Origin of the sequence: Pandoraea communis (assembly GCF_902459745.1) — a bacterium.
GTDB lineage: Bacteria > Pseudomonadota > Gammaproteobacteria > Burkholderiales > Burkholderiaceae > Pandoraea > Pandoraea communis.
Map to the genome: position 1 here is coordinate 1,284,822 of NZ_CABPSJ010000001.1, position 19,446 is coordinate 1,304,267.

At 65.0% G+C, this 19,446-nt stretch carries 13 protein-coding genes; 1 reads left to right on the forward strand and 12 read right to left on the reverse strand.

Going from position 1 to position 19,446, the window contains the following annotated elements; genetic code table 11:
- Window positions 1-109: 109 nt before the first annotated feature.
- The 7 genes from PCO31110_RS05790 to hemE form a co-directional block, all read right to left on the reverse strand.
- Window positions 110-1,252 carry a branched-chain amino acid ABC transporter substrate-binding protein gene (locus tag PCO31110_RS05790; protein WP_010807672.1) on the reverse strand — a complete coding sequence of 381 codons (1,143 nt, stop codon included), beginning with the start codon at window positions 1,250-1,252 and terminating at the stop codon, window positions 110-112.
- 209 nt (window positions 1,253-1,461) lie between these two features.
- Window positions 1,462-3,006: a sodium/proline symporter PutP gene (gene putP / locus PCO31110_RS05795; RefSeq protein ID WP_036664117.1), complete on the reverse strand. Its 1,545-nt coding sequence runs from the start codon at window positions 3,004-3,006 to the stop codon at window positions 1,462-1,464.
- A gap of 460 nt (window positions 3,007-3,466) precedes the next feature.
- Complete coding sequence (gene putA, locus PCO31110_RS05800; protein WP_150689823.1) at window positions 3,467-7,390, reverse strand: trifunctional transcriptional regulator/proline dehydrogenase/L-glutamate gamma-semialdehyde dehydrogenase; 3,924 nt, start codon at window positions 7,388-7,390, stop codon at window positions 3,467-3,469.
- A 139-nt stretch (window positions 7,391-7,529) separates the two neighbouring features.
- A complete protein-coding gene (gene sorB, locus PCO31110_RS05805) occupies window positions 7,530-7,862 on the reverse strand; it encodes a SorB family sulfite dehydrogenase c-type cytochrome subunit (protein WP_010807669.1) in 333 nt (110 codons plus the stop codon).
- A gap of 14 nt (window positions 7,863-7,876) precedes the next feature.
- Window positions 7,877-9,190, reverse strand: coding sequence for a SorA family sulfite dehydrogenase catalytic subunit (sorA, locus tag PCO31110_RS05810; RefSeq protein WP_010807668.1), 1,314 nt, complete (start codon window positions 9,188-9,190; stop codon window positions 7,877-7,879).
- A 129-nt stretch (window positions 9,191-9,319) separates the two neighbouring features.
- Window positions 9,320-11,800: a primosomal protein N' gene (locus PCO31110_RS05815; protein WP_010807667.1), complete on the reverse strand. Its 2,481-nt coding sequence runs from the start codon at window positions 11,798-11,800 to the stop codon at window positions 9,320-9,322.
- 395 nt (window positions 11,801-12,195) lie between these two features.
- A complete protein-coding gene (hemE, locus tag PCO31110_RS05825; RefSeq protein ID WP_010807666.1) occupies window positions 12,196-13,266 on the reverse strand; it encodes a uroporphyrinogen decarboxylase in 1,071 nt (356 codons plus the stop codon).
- Between the two features lie 241 nt (window positions 13,267-13,507).
- Between hemE and PCO31110_RS05830 the strand changes: the two genes are divergently transcribed.
- Complete coding sequence (locus tag PCO31110_RS05830) at window positions 13,508-14,335, forward strand: transporter substrate-binding domain-containing protein (protein WP_010807665.1); 828 nt, start codon at window positions 13,508-13,510, stop codon at window positions 14,333-14,335.
- A gap of 11 nt (window positions 14,336-14,346) precedes the next feature.
- Here PCO31110_RS05830 and PCO31110_RS05835 read toward each other — a convergent pair whose 3' ends face one another.
- The 5 genes from PCO31110_RS05835 to PCO31110_RS05855 all read right to left on the reverse strand — a co-directional run bounded on the left by PCO31110_RS05835 (window position 14,347) and on the right by PCO31110_RS05855 (window position 19,258).
- Window positions 14,347-15,285: an alpha/beta hydrolase gene (locus PCO31110_RS05835; protein ID WP_010807664.1), complete on the reverse strand. Its 939-nt coding sequence runs from the start codon at window positions 15,283-15,285 to the stop codon at window positions 14,347-14,349.
- Between the two features lie 83 nt (window positions 15,286-15,368).
- Window positions 15,369-15,947, reverse strand: a complete 579-nt coding sequence (locus PCO31110_RS05840) for a CoA-binding protein (RefSeq protein WP_306439146.1) — start codon at window positions 15,945-15,947, stop codon at window positions 15,369-15,371.
- Window positions 15,948-16,565: 618 nt separating this feature from the next.
- Window positions 16,566-17,354, reverse strand: coding sequence for a 2-oxo-tetronate isomerase (otnI, locus tag PCO31110_RS05845; protein WP_150689824.1), 789 nt, complete (start codon window positions 17,352-17,354; stop codon window positions 16,566-16,568).
- A gap of 57 nt (window positions 17,355-17,411) precedes the next feature.
- Complete coding sequence (locus PCO31110_RS05850) at window positions 17,412-17,918, reverse strand: energy transducer TonB family protein (protein WP_150689825.1); 507 nt, start codon at window positions 17,916-17,918, stop codon at window positions 17,412-17,414.
- Between the two features lie 104 nt (window positions 17,919-18,022).
- Window positions 18,023-19,258 (reverse strand): dienelactone hydrolase family protein, encoded by a 1,236-nt coding sequence (locus PCO31110_RS05855; RefSeq protein WP_150689826.1) that lies wholly within the window; start codon window positions 19,256-19,258, stop codon window positions 18,023-18,025.
- Window positions 19,259-19,446 lie beyond the last annotated feature (188 nt).

Consider the following 19,446-nt stretch of genomic DNA (forward strand, 5'->3'; position numbering starts at 1 on the left):
TCGCCGAGCGGCTTCTTTTCAGTCGCGGTGAAATGCCAAAAAACACAAGGGCCGATGAGTTATCCTCACCGGCCCTTCTTGATGGTGCTGCGAGCGAAGCGCTGCCGGCTTACTTGCCGCCGACCGTCTCCAGCACGGTCCACTTGCCGTCGACTACCTTGTAGACCGTGATCGAACCGTACTTCAGATCGCCCACGCTGTCGTAAGCCAGCTCACGTGTGGTCACGCCGGGCATGCTCGTCTTGGCGAGCACCGGCAGATACTTCACCGGATCGGTCGAGTTGGCCTTCTTCATGGCCGACATCATCGCCATTGCGCCGTCATAGGCATACGGCGAGTACGTCTCCGGGCCGCTGCCGAATTTGGCCTTGTAGCGCGACTCGTATGCGGCCCCGCCCGGCATCTTGTCGAGCGGCAGACCGGCCAGCGAGACCACCGAGCCGTTGGCGGCGTCGCCGGCGATCTTCAGGAAGGCATCCGACTTGACCATTTCGCCGGCCATCAGTGTGCTCTTCATGCCAAGCTCGCGCATTTGCTTGGCGAGCGGGCCGGCTTGTGCGTCGGCGCCGCCGTAGAAGATCACGTCCGGGTTGGCGCGTTTCAGGTTGGTCAGAATGGCACGGAAGTCCACGGCCTTGTCGTTGGCGAACTCGCGGCGAACGATCTTGCCGCCAGCGGCCTTGGCGGCCTTCTCGAACTCGTCGGCCAGACCCTGACCGTAGGCGGTGCGATCGTCGACGATGGCGATGTTCTTGAAGCCCAGCTTCTTGACGGCGAAGTTACCGACGACCGAACCCTGCTGGATGTCCGAGGTCATCATGCGGAACGTCGTCTTGAAACCCTGCTTGGTATATTCCGGAGCCGTCGCCATGGCGATTTCGGGGATACCGGCCTGCGCGTAGATGCGCGATGCCGGAATCGTCGTGCCGGAGTTGAAGTGGCCGAGCATGCCCTTGACGCCCGTGTCGACCAGCTTTTGCGCGACCAGCGACCCCTGACGCGGGTCAGCCTGATCGTCTTCGGCCTGCAACACGAACTTCACCGGCTTGCCTTCGATGGTCGGCTTCGTGGCGTTGTATTCGTCGACGGCGAGCTGGATGCCGTTCTGCATGTCCTTGCCGTAGTGGGCCTGGGCGCCCGTGAGCGGTGCGGCAAAACCCAGCTTCACTTCCTGCGCCTGTTGTGCACCGGCGGTGCCGAACGCGAGCAGACCCGCGAGCGCGACTGCGCTGAGCATAAGCTTCGATTGCATCAACCCTCTCCTTGCATGTGTATGTCGTTGAGTGGCTTACCTGCGGGATCGCCGCGGTACGCCTTTCTTGGGACGCCGTCGAGACAAGGCCGGTCAGGCCCAGAGCGGCATCCATCGCAATCAAACGCAGAAGGCGTCCGACGCGGCAGTATTGGATGGCTGCGCGCGCCGGTCAAGAGGGACATATTCCGATAGATGGTGCTACCGGCTTATGGCGAAGGTTGCGCCGCCGGGGTGCCGGTGCTACCCGAGCCGTCCGCCGCGCCTTGCCTGATTGCACGCAGGGCAGCTTCGGCGGCGGTGTAGCGGGCGAGCACGTCCGCGCCGGGGGCGCGGTCGAGACGGCTCACGACGATGAGCGCCAACCCCCCCAGCACAAAACCCGGCAGGATCTCGTAGAGATCCCACCAGCCGAAGTGCTTCCAGATCAGTACGGTGGCCGCGCCGGTGACAATGCCCGCGAGCGCCCCGTTACGCGTGACGCGGGGCCACAACAGCGTGGCCAGCACCAGCGGCCCGAAGGCGGCGCCGAAGCCCGCCCATGCGTAGCTCACCATGCCGAGCACACGGCTTTGCGGATCGAGCGCGAGCAGCACCGCGACCACTGCCACGGCCAGCACCATCGACCGGCCGATCCATACGAGGCGGCGCTGGCTGACCGGCCCGGGCGCGAAGGTCTTGTAGAGGTCTTCCGTCAGCGCACTGGCGCACACCAGTAACTGGCACGACAACGTACTCATCACGGCGGCCAGAATCGCCGCCAGCAGAATGCCCGCGAGCCACGGTGCGAAGAGTTGCGTCGTCAACGCCATGAAGATCGTCTCCGGGTTGGCCGCCACGCCCGCGCCGAGATCCGGCCGCGCGCTATAGAACGCCAGCCCGAAGAAGCCTACGGCGACCGCGCCGATCAGGCAGAGCACCATCCACGTCATGCAGATGCGGCGCGCCTGCGGAATCGCGGCGGCCGAGCGCGTCGCCATGAAGCGCACGAGGATGTGCGGCTGGCCGAAGTAGCCGAGGCCCCAGGCCAGCATCGAGATCACGCCGATGGGAGCGAGATCGCCGAACCAGTCGGTGTGTGCCGGATGCACCGCCGTCACAGCATCGATTGCCGCCGCCGGGCTGCCGTCGAGCGCAATCACGGCAATTGGCGTGACGACCAGCGCAGCGAACATCAACGAGGCCTGCACCGTATCCGTCCAGCTCACCGCGAGAAAGCCGCCGATGAACACGTAGGCGATGGTCGCCACGGCACCAATCCACAGCGCCGTGCGGTACTCGAGCCCGAACATCGTCTCGAACAGACGGGCACCGGCCACCACCCCTGACGCGCAATAGATCGTGAAGAAGATCAGGATCACGAGCGCCGTGACGATGCGCAGCACATGGCTGCGGTCGCCGAAGCGCTGCGCGAGGTATTCGGGCAGGGTCAGCGCATTGCCGCAGACCTCCGTGTGCACCCGCAGGCGTGCCGCCACGAGGCGCCAGTTGGCCCACGCACCGATCGCAAGGCCGATGGCGATCCAGACGCCGGACAGTCCGCCCACGTAAATGGCGCCGGGCAGGCCGAGCAGCAGCCAGCCGCTCATGTCGGAGGCGCCGGCAGAGAGCGCGGTGACGAAACTGCCAAGGCGGCGCCCGCCGAGGATGTAGTCGGAGAGATTATTGGTGGAGCGGTAGCCGAGCCACCCGATCACCAACATCAAAAGCAAATAGACGGTGAAGGACACCGCAGTGGGATTCCAAAGGGACATGTAGCCTCCTTGAGCGTCGGGCTTGCGCGCGCCGGCACATCTCCCGGCATGACGAAAGAGGCGGCAACGCGGGGCGACGAACGCTGTGGCCGGCGATACGTGTCGCCGGCACGGGTTAACGGGGCAAACCGGGTGCAAACCGCGCGACGGCGGTGAGCCACGTGAGATGTCGGGGGCGGGCGCGAAGATACCGCGAATGCGCTCAATGTGCGGAACTACGTGATATGCGGCGGGGCGCAGAAGACGTTGTGAGGTGCGGGCGCGCGACCCCGCCGTTAACGATTCGCGGCCGCCGGCGTCCCGAAACACAGGACATTGGCGGCCGCGAGTGCGCGCGTGAGTTTGAGGACGGCGCGTCCGGCCGTCGAAGCCCGCCGTCAGATTTAGGACGAATCCAACAAGATTCGTCGCAAGGCCTGACGGCTTGTCTCAAGCCTGCGGTGCCGAATCGACCGAGGGATCAGCCGATGGTCATGAGGTTGGCGTTACCCCCTGCGGCGGCCGTATTGACGGACACCGAGCGCTCGCACAGCAGACGCTCCAGCGCGTAATCGTCACCGGCGGCCAGCGCCTCGGGCGCGAGACCCTGCATCGACAGAATCGGACCGTTGCGGGTAGCGATGCGGCGATTCAGGGCGCGCAGCTCGTCGCTGTCGCCCTCGAACAGCACGGCGGCGAGCGACGGTTCGGCGGCGGTGTCCGCACTGGCCGGCAGCACCGACGCGCGGCTCTTGAGTGCGGCGGGCAGGGTACTCACCAGCTCACGGGCGGCGGCGCTGTCCGCGAAGACGGCGTTGTTGCCCGTCGCCAGCACGGCTGCCAGTTGCGTGCGCGCGCCAAGCGGCGTGGCGGCCACGCACAGCACTGGGCCGCGCGGCGTCAGACCGTACGTGTTGCGCTCGCCGGTCGGTCCGGGAAGCACAGCGGTCGCGTCGAGGGCCGATGTCGCCAGATAACGGTCGACGCGATGGACCGCGGCGGCGTTGCCTGCCGTGTTGCCGTTGGCGTGCAGCCAGTCGCGGTAGTTCACCAGCGGTGAGAGTGCGGCTTCGTTGCGATTGAGTTCCGGGGCCAGCGCGGCCGGACGCGTCGCAAGCAGACGCGGCAGATACATCGGACCGCCCGCCTTCGGACCCGTCCCAGACAGCCCTTCGCCGCCGAACGGTTGCACCCCGACCACGGCGCCGATCACGTTACGGTTCACGTAGACGTTACCGACATGGGCGCGCTCGGTCACGTAGGCGATGGTTTCATCGATACGCGTATGCACGCCGAACGTCAGGCCGTAGCCGGTGCCGTTGATCTGATCGAGCAACTTGTCGAGTTGCGCGCGCTTGAAGCGGATCACGTGCAGCACCGGGCCGAAAACTTCGCGTTGCAGCGCCTTCAGATCGGTCAGTTCGATGAGTGTCGGCGGCACGAACGTGCCGTGGCGGGCAGCGTCCGGCAGCGGCAGTTGTTCGACCGGGAAGCCCTTGCCGCGCATCTGTTCGATGTGACGGTTGATGCCGTTCTGGGCTTCGGCGTCGATCACCGGGCCGACATCGATGGCCAGACGATCCGGGTTGCCGATGGCCAGTTCCTGCATCGCGCCCTTGAGCATGTGTAGCGTCTTGTCGGCGATGTCGTCCTGCAAACACAGCACGCGCAGGGCCGAGCAGCGTTGGCCGGCCGAATCGAAGGCCGATGCGAGCACGTCGTACACGACCTGTTCGGGCAGCGCGGACGAGTCGACGATCATGGCGTTCTGACCGCCGGTCTCGGCGATCAGCGGAATCGGACGACCGTTGGCGTCGAGACGATCGGCCAGCGTGCGCGCGATGATGCGGGCGACTTCGGTCGAGCCGGTGAACATGACGGCCTTGGTGCGGGTGTCGGCCACCAGCGCGGCGCCCACGGTCTCGCCCGTGCCCGGCAGCAGTTGCAGCGCACCGGCTGGCACGCCGGCAGCCTGCATGAGGCGAACGGCTTCGGCGGCGATGAGCGGCGTCTGCTCGGCCGGTTTGGCGATGACCGGGTTACCGGCGGCGAGGGCGGCGGCGACTTGCCCCACGAAGATGGCGAGCGGGAAGTTCCACGGGCTGATGCACAGCACCGGACCCAGCGGGCGGTGCGTGTCATTGGAGAAGCCCTGACGGATCTGCGCGGCGTAGTAGCGCAGGAAGTCGACGGCTTCGCGCACTTCGGCCACGGCGTTGGGCAACGACTTGCCCGCTTCGCGCACACACAGCCCCATGAGCGTGGGCATGTGGGCTTCGAGCAGATCGGCCGAGCGCATCAGGCAGTCGGCGCGCTCTTCGACCGGTGTGGCTTGCCAGATCGGGGCGGCAGCCACGGCGTGCGTGAGCGCGGCATCCACGTCTGCCGAAGTGGCTTCGACGACCTGGCCGACGATATCGCGCAGATCGGCCGGGTTGCGCACGGCACGCGGCGTGCCCGTGGTGCGCTCGCCGTCGGCGAGCAGCGGCGCGGCGCGCCACGGCATGCCCGCGCTGGCCAGCAGGGCCGAGGACAGCGAGGCGAGACGGTGCTCGTTCGACAGATCGAAGCCGGACGAGTTGGCACGCGAGGTGCCGAACAAATCACGCGGCAGCGGAATCTTGGCGTGCGGTGCGCCGAACGGTTGCACCTTCTCGGCTTCCGAAATCGGATCGGCGATCAGTTCGTCGACGCTGATGGTTTCGTCCGCGATGCGGTTCACGAACGACGTGTTCGCGCCGTTCTCGAGCAAGCGGCGCACGAGGTAGGCGAGCAGTGTTTCGTGCGTGCCGACCGGGGCGTACACGCGGCACGGACGCGCGAGCTTTCCCGAAGCGATGGGGCCGACGACTTCTTCGTAGAGCGGCTCGCCCATGCCGTGCAGGCATTGGAATTCGTACTGGCCGGGGTAGTAGTTGTTGCCCGCGAGGTGGTAGATCGCCGAGAGCGTGTAGGCGTTGTGCGTGGCGAACTGCGGGTAGATCGCATCCGGTACGGCGAGCAGCTTCTTCGCGCAGGCGAGGTACGACACGTCGGTGTAGATCTTGCGCGTGTAGACCGGATACCCCTCGAGGCCGTCGACCTGCGCACGCTTGATTTCCGTATCCCAGTAAGCGCCCTTGACCAGACGCACCATGATGCGGTGACGGCTGCGGCGTGCCAGATCGATGATGAAGTCGATCACGAACGGGCAGCGCTTCTGATACGCCTGCACCACGAAACCGATGCCGTTCCAGCCGGCCAGCTCCGGGGAGAAGCACAGCGCTTCGAGCAGGTCGAGCGAGATTTCGAGGCGGTCGGCTTCTTCGGCGTCGATATTCAGACCGATGTCATACGAGCGGGCCAGCTTGGCGAGCGCCTGCACGCGCGGCAGCAATTCCGTGACCGTGCGCTCGTGCTGACTGCGCGAGTAGCGCGGATGCAGGGCCGAGAGCTTGATCGAGATGCCCGGGCCTTCGTAGATGCCGCGACCGGCCGAGGCCTTGCCGATGGCGTGAATGGCTTGCTCGTAGCTCGCGTAGTAGCGCAGAGCGTCTTCTTCCGTCGTCGCCGCTTCGCCGAGCATGTCGTACGAGTAACGGAAGCCCTGCGCTTCGTACTTGCGGCTGTTGGCGAGGGCTTCGGAGATGGTCTCTCCCGTCACGAACTGTTCGCCCATCAGGCGCATGGCCATGTCCACACCCTTGCGGATGAGCGGCTCGCCGCCACGGCCGATCAGGCGCGTGAGCGCCTTGGTGAGACCGGCTTCGCTGGTGGTGGTCACGAGCTTGCCGGTGATCATCAGGCCCCAGGTGGCGGCGTTCACGAACATCGACGGCGAGTTGCCCATGTGAGCGTGCCAGTCGCCCTTGCTGATCTTGTCGCGGATCAGGGCGTCGCGCGTGGCCTTGTCGGGAATGCGCAGCAGGGCTTCGGCAAGGCACATGAGCGCCACACCTTCCTGGCTGGACAGCGAGAACTCGTGAATCAGACCTTCCACACCGCCGCCGGTGCTCTTGCCGCGCAGGGCCACGACGAGCTTGCGGGCGAGATCCGATGCCGACGTGGCGGTCGCCGGGGGCAGCTTGGCCTGACCGACCAGCACGGGCACGCATTCCGGCTCGGGACGGCGATAGGCCGCCGTAATCGCCGCGCGCAACACTGATTGCGGTTGCACGTTCTGCGCGAATTCGAGGAACGGATGCGGCACCGTGTCGTCACCCGCATGGCCGTCGATCACCTCGGTGCCGGACTGCGTTGCGCCGCTCAGTTCGGGCGGCAGCGCGCCGCTCTCGATGCGCTCCAGGTAGGCGAAGATGGCCTGTTTGATGAGCCAGTGCGGCGTGCGCTCGATTTGCTGGGCGGCGGTCTTCAGCCGGGTGCGCAGGACGTCGTCGACCTTGACGCCAAGAGTGGTGTTAGCCATGGAAGGGTTACCTGATGACGCGAAAACGTGATACCCATAGCGGGTGAATTGCGGCATCGTAACCGGGTTTCAAAAGAGGTGCAACCAGAGTCAATATTTGGGTTGCACCTTGTGCCGTGCAGGGCACGCCCGGCGAGTGTCACTTCGAATCGTTGCCGTACGCAGTTCCCAGATACTCGGAGATCAGTTTGACCTGATCTTCGGGAATCGGCGCACCGTAGACCTTCACCATCTTCGTGACTTCCGCATGCCAGAAAGCGGCGGGCATCGGCGGCTGGCTGTTGACGTAGTCGACGGAGTGGCACATCACGCACCATGCGTTGGCCGCCTGATGGCCGGCGAGGGTGGAGGCCTTCAGTTGAGATGTCTCCTGCGGCAGCTTGATCTCGAGCGCATGGGCGGGGGCGACGGCGAGTGTGCCGGCCAGCGCGAACAGTGCGGCTGTGCCGCTCGCGAACTTCGAAACGTTCATGATCGTCCCCCGTCTCATGCCGCGATCACACGCACGGTTTCCACCCCGTTGCGCAGATAGCCGGCCGGATTCCACAGCGATTGCAGCGGTTGCGAGACCCCTGCGCGATTCGTCGCCCTGACCTTCAATGCGTACTCGCCGGGCTGCGGCGGCGTGAAAGACGCCGTCCACTCACGGAACGAATACTTCGACAACTCGGTGCCAAGCCGCGCGGCCTGCCAGGTCTGGCCGCCGTCGGCGGAGAACTGCACGTCGCGAATGCCTTCGCCACCGTCGAACGCGATGCCGCGCACACGGGTCGCCCGGCCCGCCGTCACGCGCTGGCCGTCGGCGTGGCTGGTGACGAACGAGCGCACGGTGAAGCGTTCGATCGGCTTCGTTTTTTCGGGCGCTTTGCCGGGTGCGACGCAATTGCAGTCGTTGTCGGGAATGCGGTACGCCGTGGCCATCCAGAAGCCGTCGAACACTTTGTCGATGACGTTGATGTCCGCCAGATGCTTCACCCAGTACGTGCCGTAGTAGCCCGGCACGACCAGCCGCACCGGAAAGCCGTTGAGCATCGGCAGATCCTGGCCGTTCATGGCGAACGCGACCATCACTTCGCCGTCCATCGCGTGATCGAGGTCGAGCGCTTTCACGAACTCGGGCGTCGCCGGCACGATCGGCCGGTCGAGACCCTCGAACGTGACTTGCTTCGCACTGGCCGAAACGCCCGCGCGCTCGAGAATCCGCTTGAGCGGAATGCCGCGCCAGCGTGCGTTGCCCATCGCGCCGTTGGCGAGCTGCCCGCCGCCGACGCGCGGTTCGAAGAAGCCGCGGCTGTTGCCCGAACACTGATGCACCGCCACGATTTCCACCGGCGCACCAAAGTCCTTCTTGAGCGACGCGAGCGAGATGTCGAGCGGCTTGGCGACGCTACCGCTCACGCGAATGCGGTGTTTCGCCGGATCGATGTCGGTCGGAATGCCCGCGAGGTGATAGCGCACGAAGAACGCATCGTTCGGCGTAATCAGTCCGTCGTTGAAGACGTCGAAGGGCGTTTCCAGTTGCGGTGGCCGTGCCGTCAACCGGATCAGTGGCCGCTTCTGCGGATACGCAACGAGTTCGCGCTCGCCATTCGCAAATGGCAACGTGACTGTCTGCGGTGCGGCTGTGGCGGCGAGTACGTCGAGTGCGCGTCCGGCGAGACTGGCTCCGACACCTAGCGCGCCGGCACGTCGCAGGAAGCGGCGGCGCGAGGCTTCGGCCAGCGGAGATTCGGATAGCGGGAGGGACGGTATGGCGAGGTCTGGCGCCGTGGGGGCGGCGCTCCGGTCGTGCGACTTCATCGGATGTCTCCTATAGGACTTCTTATCTTGCGGATGACGTGAATCGTGCGACGTACGGCGTTCGACTGATGCTCGCATCGTCGGAGATTCCGGTGATGTTGTCAAATTTACGGAACGCTATATACCGATTTATATTTCGAGCGGATCGACTTCGAGATGCCAGCGCACGGGGGCTTTGAGCGCGCGCAGCTCGCCCATCCAGTGCGTGAGGAAGCGTTGCAGGGCGCCGCGATGCGGACTCTCGACCACGAGCTGCGCGCGGTCGGTGCCGGCGATGCGGACCATGGTCATCGGCACGGGGTCCCACAGGGAAATGCGCGGGTCGTTGAGCGGGGGGGCGGCGGCAATTTCGCGGGCTTGCTTCAGGAACGTCATGGCGTCGTCGAGGCGTCGTGCCTCGGCGCGCAGCAGCGCCTGATGTGTGTATGGCGGCAGCAGGGCGACGCGGCGTTCCTCCAACTGCTGCGCCGCGAAGCCCGCGTAGTCGTGGCGCATGAGCGAGGCGAACAACGGGTGCGATGCGTAGCGCGTCTGGATCAGCACGTCGCCGGGGCCATCGGCGCGGGCTGCGCGGCCCGCGCGGCCGGCCACCTGCATCAGTTGTGCGAAGAGACGTTCGGCCGCCCGGAAGTCGTGCGAGAACAGGGCACTGTCGGCGTTGACCACGCCCACGAGCGTGACGTTACGGAAGTCGTGGCCCTTGGCGACCATTTGCGTGCCGATCAGGATATCGATTTCCCCCGCGTGCACCTGCGCGAACAGCGCCTGGGCGCTGCCTTTGCGGCGTGTGCTGTCGGCGTCGATGCGCGAGAGACGCGCGTCGGGGAAATGTTCGGCCAGCGCTTCTTCGATGCGCTGTGTGCCGCGCCCCAGCGGCGCGAGATCCTGATTGCCGCAGTCGGGGCACGCATGCGGAATGCGCGACTCGGCGCCGCAGTGATGGCAGCGCAGCCGCCGTTCGGGCTTGTGCAGCACCATGTGCGCGCTGCATCGGCGACAGTCGCTGATCCAGCCGCAGGCGTCGCAGTTGAGCACCGGGGCGTAGCCGCGACGGTTCAGGAACAGCAGGCTTTGCTCGCCCGCTTCGAACCGCGCGCGAATGGCCGCGAGCAGGGGTTGCGACAACCCTTCGTGCACCGTGCGCTGACGCTTGCGCTCGATCTCCATGTCGATGAGCGAGACACGCGGCAGCACGGCGTCGGGCGTGGCGCGCTCGGGCATCGCGAGGCGCACGTAGCGACCCTGTTCGGCCCGTCGCCAGCTATCGAGCGACGGCGTGGCGGAGCCGAGCACGACGGGAATGCGCAACCGGTTCGCGCGCCAGATGGCGAGGTCGCGCGCCGAATAGCGCAGCCCTTCCTGTTGCTTATACGAGGGGTCGTGCTCTTCGTCGACGACAATCAGACGCAAATGCGGCAGCGACGCCATCACCGCGAGCCGGGTGCCGAGCACGACGCGAGCTTCGCCGCGATGCGCCGCCAACCAGTGCCGGGCACGCTCGCCTTCGGCCAGTGCGCTGTGCAGGGTGACAAGTGTCTCGTCGGGGAATCGCTTGCGGAAGACACCTTCGAGCTGCGGCGTCAGATTGATTTCAGGCACGAGGACGAGCACTTGCGCGTCGGGCTGGCGAAGCGCCTCGGCGACTGCGCGCAAATAGACTTCCGTCTTGCCGCTGCCGGTCACACCGTAGAGCAGGAACGGCGCGCAGGCGGGGGCGTCGCCCGCTTCGCCGTCGCCCTTCAGGGGGGCGTGATCGAGGCGTTGGGCGCCTGCCGTTTCAAGGGCATCGTGAATGGCCGCCACGGCATCGGCCTGTCCGGCGGTGAGTGTCTTGGCGGCGCCGGGGGTGTCTTCGGCGATGGGATCGACGCCGGCGCCTGCATCGGTTTGGCCTGCGATCGAATCCTCATCCATGACGCCGGCGTCGTGCGCATCGTCCATATCGGCGACATCGCGTATCGCTTCATGGAACGGTACGGTTTCAACGACCACCCATCCGGCGGCGGCCCATTGTTTGAGCACGTCGGCGGCTTTCGAGCAAAGTGCCTTGGCCTCGTCGGCATCGAGCGTGCCCGCTTGCGCGAGACCCTCGGCCAGCCGGCGTTGCGCGCGCAGCCGGGCGGGCACGTTGTCCATGAGCGTCGTCAGCGCGCCATCGGCAATCCGGTACCGCTGCACGCCGCGCTGGGCGAGGAGCCGTGGCCAGCGCATGGGCGTGCGCAGATGACCCGGCACGGCGGGCAGCGCCACCTCGCCGACGCCGCGCTGATAGTAGCGAGCCGCAAACTGCATCAGGTCGCGCCAGTCGTCACCCAGCGGGGGCAATTCGTGCCAGACGGACGTCACGTCACGCAGCTTTGCCGGGTCCACTTCGCTGCGCTGCGTCAATTCCCAGACAACGCCTACGACCTGTCGCCGTCCGAACGGCACCTGCACCAATTGACCCAGGCTCGCGGCCTGATCGAGCCGGTAGTCGAACAGCGTCAGAAGGGGCGTATCCAGCGCCACACGGGCGATAACCGGCGTGCCGGTGCGCAATGAGGCGCCCGGAGACAGTGCATCGCCGGTCGATGCAGGAGACGGTTCGGATAGGTCGTTGACGTGGGACAAACTTAAAGTGAATCCTGAGAAGTTTCGCTAAACCCCGGATTTGAGTCGGCTTTCCGGTGGGTGCAAAACGCTTGTGGATAACTATGTTGAGAACTGTGGGGATTATCGCTCGTCAGCCATGCTGCGTGGCCCTCACGCCGTGTAATGCTTGGACTTCGTAAGAATTAAAAAGGCTTTTCGATCAATAGCTTATGAATAGCGTCGACGGTACGCTCCCGTCGACTCTCACTTGCGGCGGCGCAGCGAGAATTTGTGCATAAGTCTTCGGGACAACTCCGCAAATTGGAGGGGTTATTCAACAGGGTTTCCCTTGACATTCCCAACGTGAAACGGCGGTCGGGTTTGCCGGGCGAAATGCGCCGCGAACCCGCACCGCCGCTTGCGAGCGTGACCGATTACGCCGTCTGGCGCAGCTTCCGGCTGTAGCTGTGCACTTCGTCGACGAGTGCCGCGACGTGTTCGGGCTGGGTGAACTGCGAAATCCCGTGGCCCAGATTGAAGACATGGCCCGGCGCATTGCCATACGCGTCGAGCAGGCGGCGCACTTCTGCGCGAATGGCGTCGGGCGATGCGAAGAGCGCGGTCGGATCGAAGTTGCCTTGCAGTGCACAACGCTCGCCCACGCGGCGGCGCGCGGCGGCGAGATCGACAGTCCAGTCCAGGCCGATCGCGTCCGGGCCGGTGTCGGCAATGGCTTCGAGCCACTGTCCGCCGCCCTTGGTAAAGACGATGTGCGGAATCCGTGCGCCGTTCCATTCGCGATGCACGCCGGCGAGCGCCTTTTGCATGTAGGCGAGCGAGAACCGCTGGTAGAGGCCGTCGGCCAGCGCGCCGCCCCAGGTGTCGAACACCATGATGGCCTGCGCGCCCGCTTCGATCTGCGCATTGAGATAAGCGGCGACGGCACGGGCGTTGGTCTCGAGGATGTGCGTCATCAGATCGGGCCGCTCGTACATCATCGTCTTGACGGTACGGAAGTCAGCCGACCCCGCACCCTCGACCATGTAGCACGCCAGTGTCCACGGGCTGCCCGAGAAACCGATCAGCGGCACGCGTCCGTTCAGGGCGCGGCGGATCTCGGTCACGGCGTCGAAGACGTAGCGCAGGCTGTCGAGGTCCGGTGCCTGCAAGCGGCGCACGTCATCTTCGGTGCGCAGCGGATGCGCAAAGCGAGGCCCTTCGCCAGCTTCGAACGACAGGCCGAGGCCCATCGCATCGGGAATGGTGAGGATGTCCGAAAACAGGATGGCGGCGTCCAGTGGAAAGCGCTCAAGCGGTTGAAGCGTGACCTCGGTGGCGTAGGCGGGGTTCTTGGCAAGCGCCAGGAAGCTACCGGCCTTGGCGCGGGTGGCGTTGTATTCGGGCAGGTACCGGCCCGCCTGGCGCATCAGCCAGATCGGCGTGTACTCGGTCGGCTGGCGCAGCAGGGCGCGCAGGAAAGTATCGTTTTGCAGAGCTTGGGACACGTCGCGGCGGTGGGTTGGGTAATTTGGGCAAGCGGCCATTTTACTCGGGTATCCAGAGGCCGGTCGCTTTGCGGGCGGTTATGCCGCATGTCAGGGCCTTGGCGGCGTCGCGGCACGGTGCGTGCGTTTGTGGCGAACGGGTTGGCGTCGGGCGAGCGAGTCATTAGTATTGAGCCCCACGAGCTGCGTGAGACAACTCGGGAAATTCGTGCCTCATAACGTCAATATTCAGGAGACAAGCATGACAGTCATGATGACGGCCGCCCGCGCGGCCCTCATGGCGGGGGCGGCGCTCGCTGCGTCCACCGCTATCGCTCAATCGGCCGTCGCCGTCAGTCCCGCCGCCTCCACCGTCCCCGCCGTGCATTCCCGGCTCGACGACATCGTGAAGTCGGGCACACTGCGTGCCTGCGCGACGGGCGACTACAAGCCTTACACGTACCGCCGCCCGGACGGCCAGTTCGAGGGTATCGACGTGGATCTGGTCGCTTCGCTGGCGAAATCGCTTGGCGTGAAGCCGGTGATTGTCCCCACGACGTGGAAAGGGCTGATGGACGACTTCACCGCCGGCAAGTGCGACATCGCGGTGGGCGGCATCTCGGTCACGCTCGACCGTGCGGCACGGGCCTATTACAGCAGCGTGGTGATGGTCGACGGCAAATCGCCGATCGTGCGCTGCGCCGATGTCGCGAAGTACCAGACGCTCGCCGATCTGAATCAGCCCAGCACGCGCGCCATCGCCAATCCGGGGGGGACGAACGAACGCTTCGCCCGTCAGTACCTGCCCAAGGCCACGCTCACGATCCATCCCGATAACGTCACGATCTTCCAGCAGATCGCCGACGGCCGTGCCGACGTGATGGTCACGGACACGTCCGAAACCCTGTTGCAGCACAAGCTCATCCCGTCGCTCTGCCCGGTGAACCCCGACAAGCCGCTTCAGTTCGGCGAGAAGGCCTATCTGATTCCGCGCGGCGACGACATCTTCAAGCAATACGTCGACCAGTGGCTCAACCTCTCGCAGAAGACCGGGGAGTATCAGGCCGTTGTGGACAAGTGGCTCAAGTAACCGCGCAGGCTTCAACCCAGCCAGTCGCGCAGACGCTGCGCCGCGTCGTGCATGATCAGTCTCGCTTGCGGGACGAACGGCTGTAACCTCGCGAAGCTGTGCGTCAGGCCGGGCGCTTCGATGATCTCCGCCCGGCCGCCCGATCGCGCCACGAACTGCGCGTACGACACGGCTTCGTCATGCAATGGGTCGTATTCGGCCGCAATCACCAACGCGTTCGGCAACGGATGACGCGGGGCTTGCGCCGTCAGATTGACGCGCACATCGTCAGCCGACGGTTCCGCGCCACCCAGGAATTCGCGCCAATACCAACGCATTTCATCCCGCGTCAGGCCAACACCGTTCGCCAGACGCTCGTAACTCGGGGTGTCGAACCGGTACTGCACCACCGGGTAGATCAGCAATTGTGCATCCACGATGCCCGGATGCTGATCGTTGAGCCATGCGGCGGCCTGCGCCGCGAGATGACCCCCGGCGCTGTCGCCGGCGACCGCCAGATGGCCGGCGCTCACACCCAGCTGTACACGTTGCGCCGCCGCCCACGCCAGCGCTTCGCGGGCGTCGTCGACCGGCGTCGGGAACGGATGCTCGGGCGCCAACCGGTAGTCGATGCTCAACACTGCCACGTCGCCGTCCTGCGCGAGGAACGCGGCCAGCGTCCCGTGCGTGTCGACGTCACCAACCACCCAGCCGCCACCGTGGAAGTACACGACAAGCGGCACTTCGCGGCCGATGGGACGATACAGCCGGGCTCGCAGATTGCGGCCCGGCAGCGGAATCTCGAAGGTCTCGCTACGCAGCCCGGCCGGCAGCGGGCGCAAAGCTTCGCCGGCAACGGTGGCGAACTGGGCCCGCGCTTCTTGCGCGCTAGGCGTGCCGGCGTCGGTGGAAGCGGGGTACTTGCGCGCCATTTGGTCGTAGTAGGCGAGTAGATCGGCGTCGATGGTCATGTCAGCAGGCGATTGGCGTGAAGGCGTTTGAAGGACAAAGGGGTTCGACTCATTTTCGGAAACGGCTGATGGGCGCGACCGACTCAGCGGCGGCTCGTTTGTCTGGAGGCGTGATCTCCCCGCATCTGCCAGCGCTGGTGTTCGATCTTGACGCAGCGGTCCATCACGACGTCGAGCCCCGCCGCCAAGGCGACTGCGGCCGCCTCGTCGTTCTCGATGCCCAACTGCATCCATAAACTGTTCGCGCCGATGGCCACCGCTTCTTCCGCGATAGGCGGAATGTCACCGCTGCGGCGGAAGCAGTCGACCATCTGGATCCGAACACCTTCGGCGCGCAGCGCCTCGGCGGCGTCCGTCAGGCTTGCGTAGACGGTTTCGCCCAGAATTTTCTCGCCGGAGTCCGCTGCCTGCGGGTTGACCGGCACGATCCGGTATCCCTGCTGCTGCATATAACGAGACGTGGTGTAGCTCGGCCGATCGGGCCGCGGCGACAGGCCTACGACGCCGATTACGCGATCGCGCGCCAGTATCTGCGCCAGACGTTCAATGGTTTCCATGCGGGTGCGGCCTTGTTCGGGCGGGTGCTGTCGTTGGACGAAATCCTTGCTCTCGGTGCGCCGCCGGTTCGCGAAGATGGCACGCCGCGTATCGCGGATGCCCACTTTGTTGCCACGCACAAAGAATGAAGTTAGCACATTGAGGAATCGGCCGTGAAATGCACCTGGATGCGTGTGCCGATGAATCGGCGTGTCCTCATGTCATGCGTCGTCGATACTTCATTCGACGAGTTAATCAGGATGGCGAACTAAATCGCGCTTTCTCTGTCACTTGCGAAGTCCTTGCCGAGTAAGGCGCTGCGACGCTTTCGAAGAGGAGATGACGCTCTAGGTGTTACATCCTGAAACACTTTGTTACCCCTCGCGCCATACGTTTCCACCACAATGCATCTCAACGCTGATGTGCTTATCCCCCGGTAACACAGCAGCGCGACTGTATCGGCAGAAGGCGTCCCCCGGCGCAATATGCAACGAAATTCGATGCAGTGCTCCGAATCTGGTCTCCTCGCGCTAACCCCGTAGCGTGTGGTTTTGGCGGGCCTAAGTGTCCCGCCATTTTTTTTACCCGCATCGACCTACATCTTTCCTCAGCCTTTCGCTGACATTCCCCTGCATTGCTTCGCCATCCGATTCATTTTCGGAAATCGATTCACGCCTGCGTAAATTGTCGATGCGTGCAATGCCGGTCGAGTGTCGGGATTGCCGGCGATGAGAAGCAACCGGCTACCGGGTGGCTCTGAGCCACGGCTTGAGCCAGCCAAGCCCGTCGCGCGTGGCACCTTGCGGCCGGTATTCGCACCCGATCCATCCCGCGTAGCCCAATTCGTCGAGAAGACGGAACAGAAACGGATAGTTGACTTCCCCGGTGTCCGGCTCGTGACGCGCGGGCACGCCCGCCACCTGTACGTGCGCAATGTTGGCAATGTGCTGACGCAGCTTCATCGCCAGATCGCCTTCGACGATCTGGCAGTGATACGCGTCGAACTGCACCTTCAGATTGCTCGCGCCCACGTCCTGAAGAATGGCCTGCGCCTGAGCCTGACGGGTGAGGAAGTAACGGGGGAAGTCGCGCGGATTGATCGGTTCGATCAAGATCGTGACGCCGTGTGCGGCGGCCTGTCCGGCGGCATAGGCGAGGTTGTCCAGATACACGGCGCGGCAGCGCTCAAGCGACGCCGCGGCGTCCGGACACCCTGCCATCACATGCAACTGACGGCAACCTAGCGTGTCGGCGTAGTCGAGCGCGAGTTCGAGGCCGTCGCGAAATTGCGCTTCGCGTCCCGGCAGCGCGGCGAGCCCGCGCTCGCCGCTCGCCCAGTCGCCGGCGGGTGTATTGAACAGCACCTGCGTGAGCCCCGTCTCGTTCAGATGTGCGCGGATGGCTTGCGCGGGATGGTCGTATGGGAACAGAAATTCCACGCCTCGGAATCCATCGCTCGCCGCTTCGCGAAAGCGGTCCAGAAACGGTACTTCCTGATACAGCAGGGTCAGATTCGCGGCAAATCGCGGCATGAGCATCTCCGTCGCCCAAAGCGGGCCGGGCAGGGTGGGCCTATGGCCGTCACAATATCATTGCCCGTCGATCTGAGGCGCTGCCACGCTGCGCAACTGAAAGCGGCCGTCGTTGTTGAAGAGCCACGTCTCGACCGCGCGTACGCGTCCGCTGCTGTCGACCAGCGCCCGGCTGGGCGCCGGTAACGGGCTGGCCCGTCGCAGGCTCGCCATGGCAATGCGCTCCGCCTCGAGATCGCCGTTGCTGCGGTAGAGCGCCACGCTCGTGACGTTCCCGCTGCGGTCCACCCAATACTCGAGCGACACCACCGAGCGCAACATCGGCTGTGGATTACCCGGCGTGATCTCCCGCGCGTTGACTTCGCTGACCCGCTGCGCCGCCGCGATCTTGTACAGATCCAGCGACGAGGCCGGCGTCTGACCGGACATCAGGTTGAGGACGAGCGGCTTTTTGGGCTCGAAATCCGGATTGGCGCAACCGGCAACCGCCAGAACACAGGCGATGACGGCGAGCCGCGTGGCGGCGCACGGTGCCCGCTGGCACCGGGAAAGTTGCGTATTCATGAGCGGTCTCCCGCAGCGTTCGCGACACTCTGTACTTGTGATCCACGTCCTTACGCCCGTCACGCGGCAACTGACGCCGCGTGACGGGTAAACCACCGCCGCGCTCAGTGCGCCCGGGTACCGAACGACCAGTTCGGCATCAGGGTATTGGACGGCAGATTCTCGTCCTGCAACTTGCGCGCCGTCTCGACGCCCGCCACCGGCAGTCCCGTTGCGTCGAGCAGGCCGATCTGCACCAGCACGCTGGCCTGATCCCAATAGATATGCTCGTGCTCGAGCTTGCCGCCACGGAATCGCACGATAGCGACCAACGGAATCTCGACGCGGCGCCCGGTGGGTTCCACCCCCGGCAGCATCCAGTCGACCGGCGTCGTATGCGTAAAGCAGAACAGCAATTCGTCGACGAGCTGCGTCGCGCCGATCGTGCGCGAAATCGGTATCAGCCGGGTGTCGGGCGGATTGCTGTTGACGAAGTGGTTCCGGTAAAAGTGCGCCAGTTGTTGATGGCCCACGCCGCCTGTCATCGTCGGGATGTGATTCACGTATGGCTCGTCGACCATGGTCTTCATCAGGGGATCGATTTCGCGGATGGCGAATTCGTAAGCGCAATGCGTCTCCCAGAGCGACGCGAAGTCGTAGTGCGGACCGACGGCACGGCGCAAGGCGCCGATCGTGCGCTGATGCGCCAGTTGCGTAGCCGCGCGATCGAAGTGATCGCCGGGGCGCGCGAAGGCGTGGTCCGCGTCGGGATAGGTGTAGAGCGTGATGTCGGCATGCCCGCCCAGCCGCGCGGCAAGCGTTTCGCGCACTTCGGCAGGGGCATATTTGTCGAGTTCGGCAATGTGCAGCACGAGCGGCGGGTGCTCACCGGCGAGTTCGTCGACGTGCTGCTCAAGCCCCACGCCGTAGTAGCTGATGGCCACGTCTGCGCTCGTGCGCGTGACGGACAGGGCTGCCAGCTTGCCGCCGAGGCAGTAGCCGACGACACCGACACCGCCGGCACACTCGGGCAAGGCGCGCAACGCGTCGACACTCGCGCCGACATCTTCCATCCCCAGATCGATATCGAAACTCTGGAACAGGGCAAACGCCCGCTGCCAATCGCCGGGCGAATAGCCCAATTCGATGCCCGGCTCGATACGCCAGAACAGATCGGGTGCCAGCACGACGTAGCCCTCTTCGGCATATCGGTCGGCAAGCTCGCGTATGTAAGCGTTCACGCCGAATATCTCCTGACACAGCACCAGTCCCGGACCCTTGCCCGCCCCTTGGGGGCATGCCAGATAGGCCTGGAAGGTTTTGCCGTCGCGCGACTTGATGCTGATGAAGCGTCCTGCCATGTCACTTTCTCCTGAAGAACCGGATCGTGCGACACCCAGTGCGTTCTCTGCCAATCTTAGGCGACCCATGCGGCGCGCGCAGCGCGGTTAACACGTAGAAAGCTGCACGTAAAAAGCCGCACCGGGAACCCGGCAGCTAGCGCCCTGCGGAGCGTACGTCGGACGATGCGTGAAGTTAATAGGGTGAG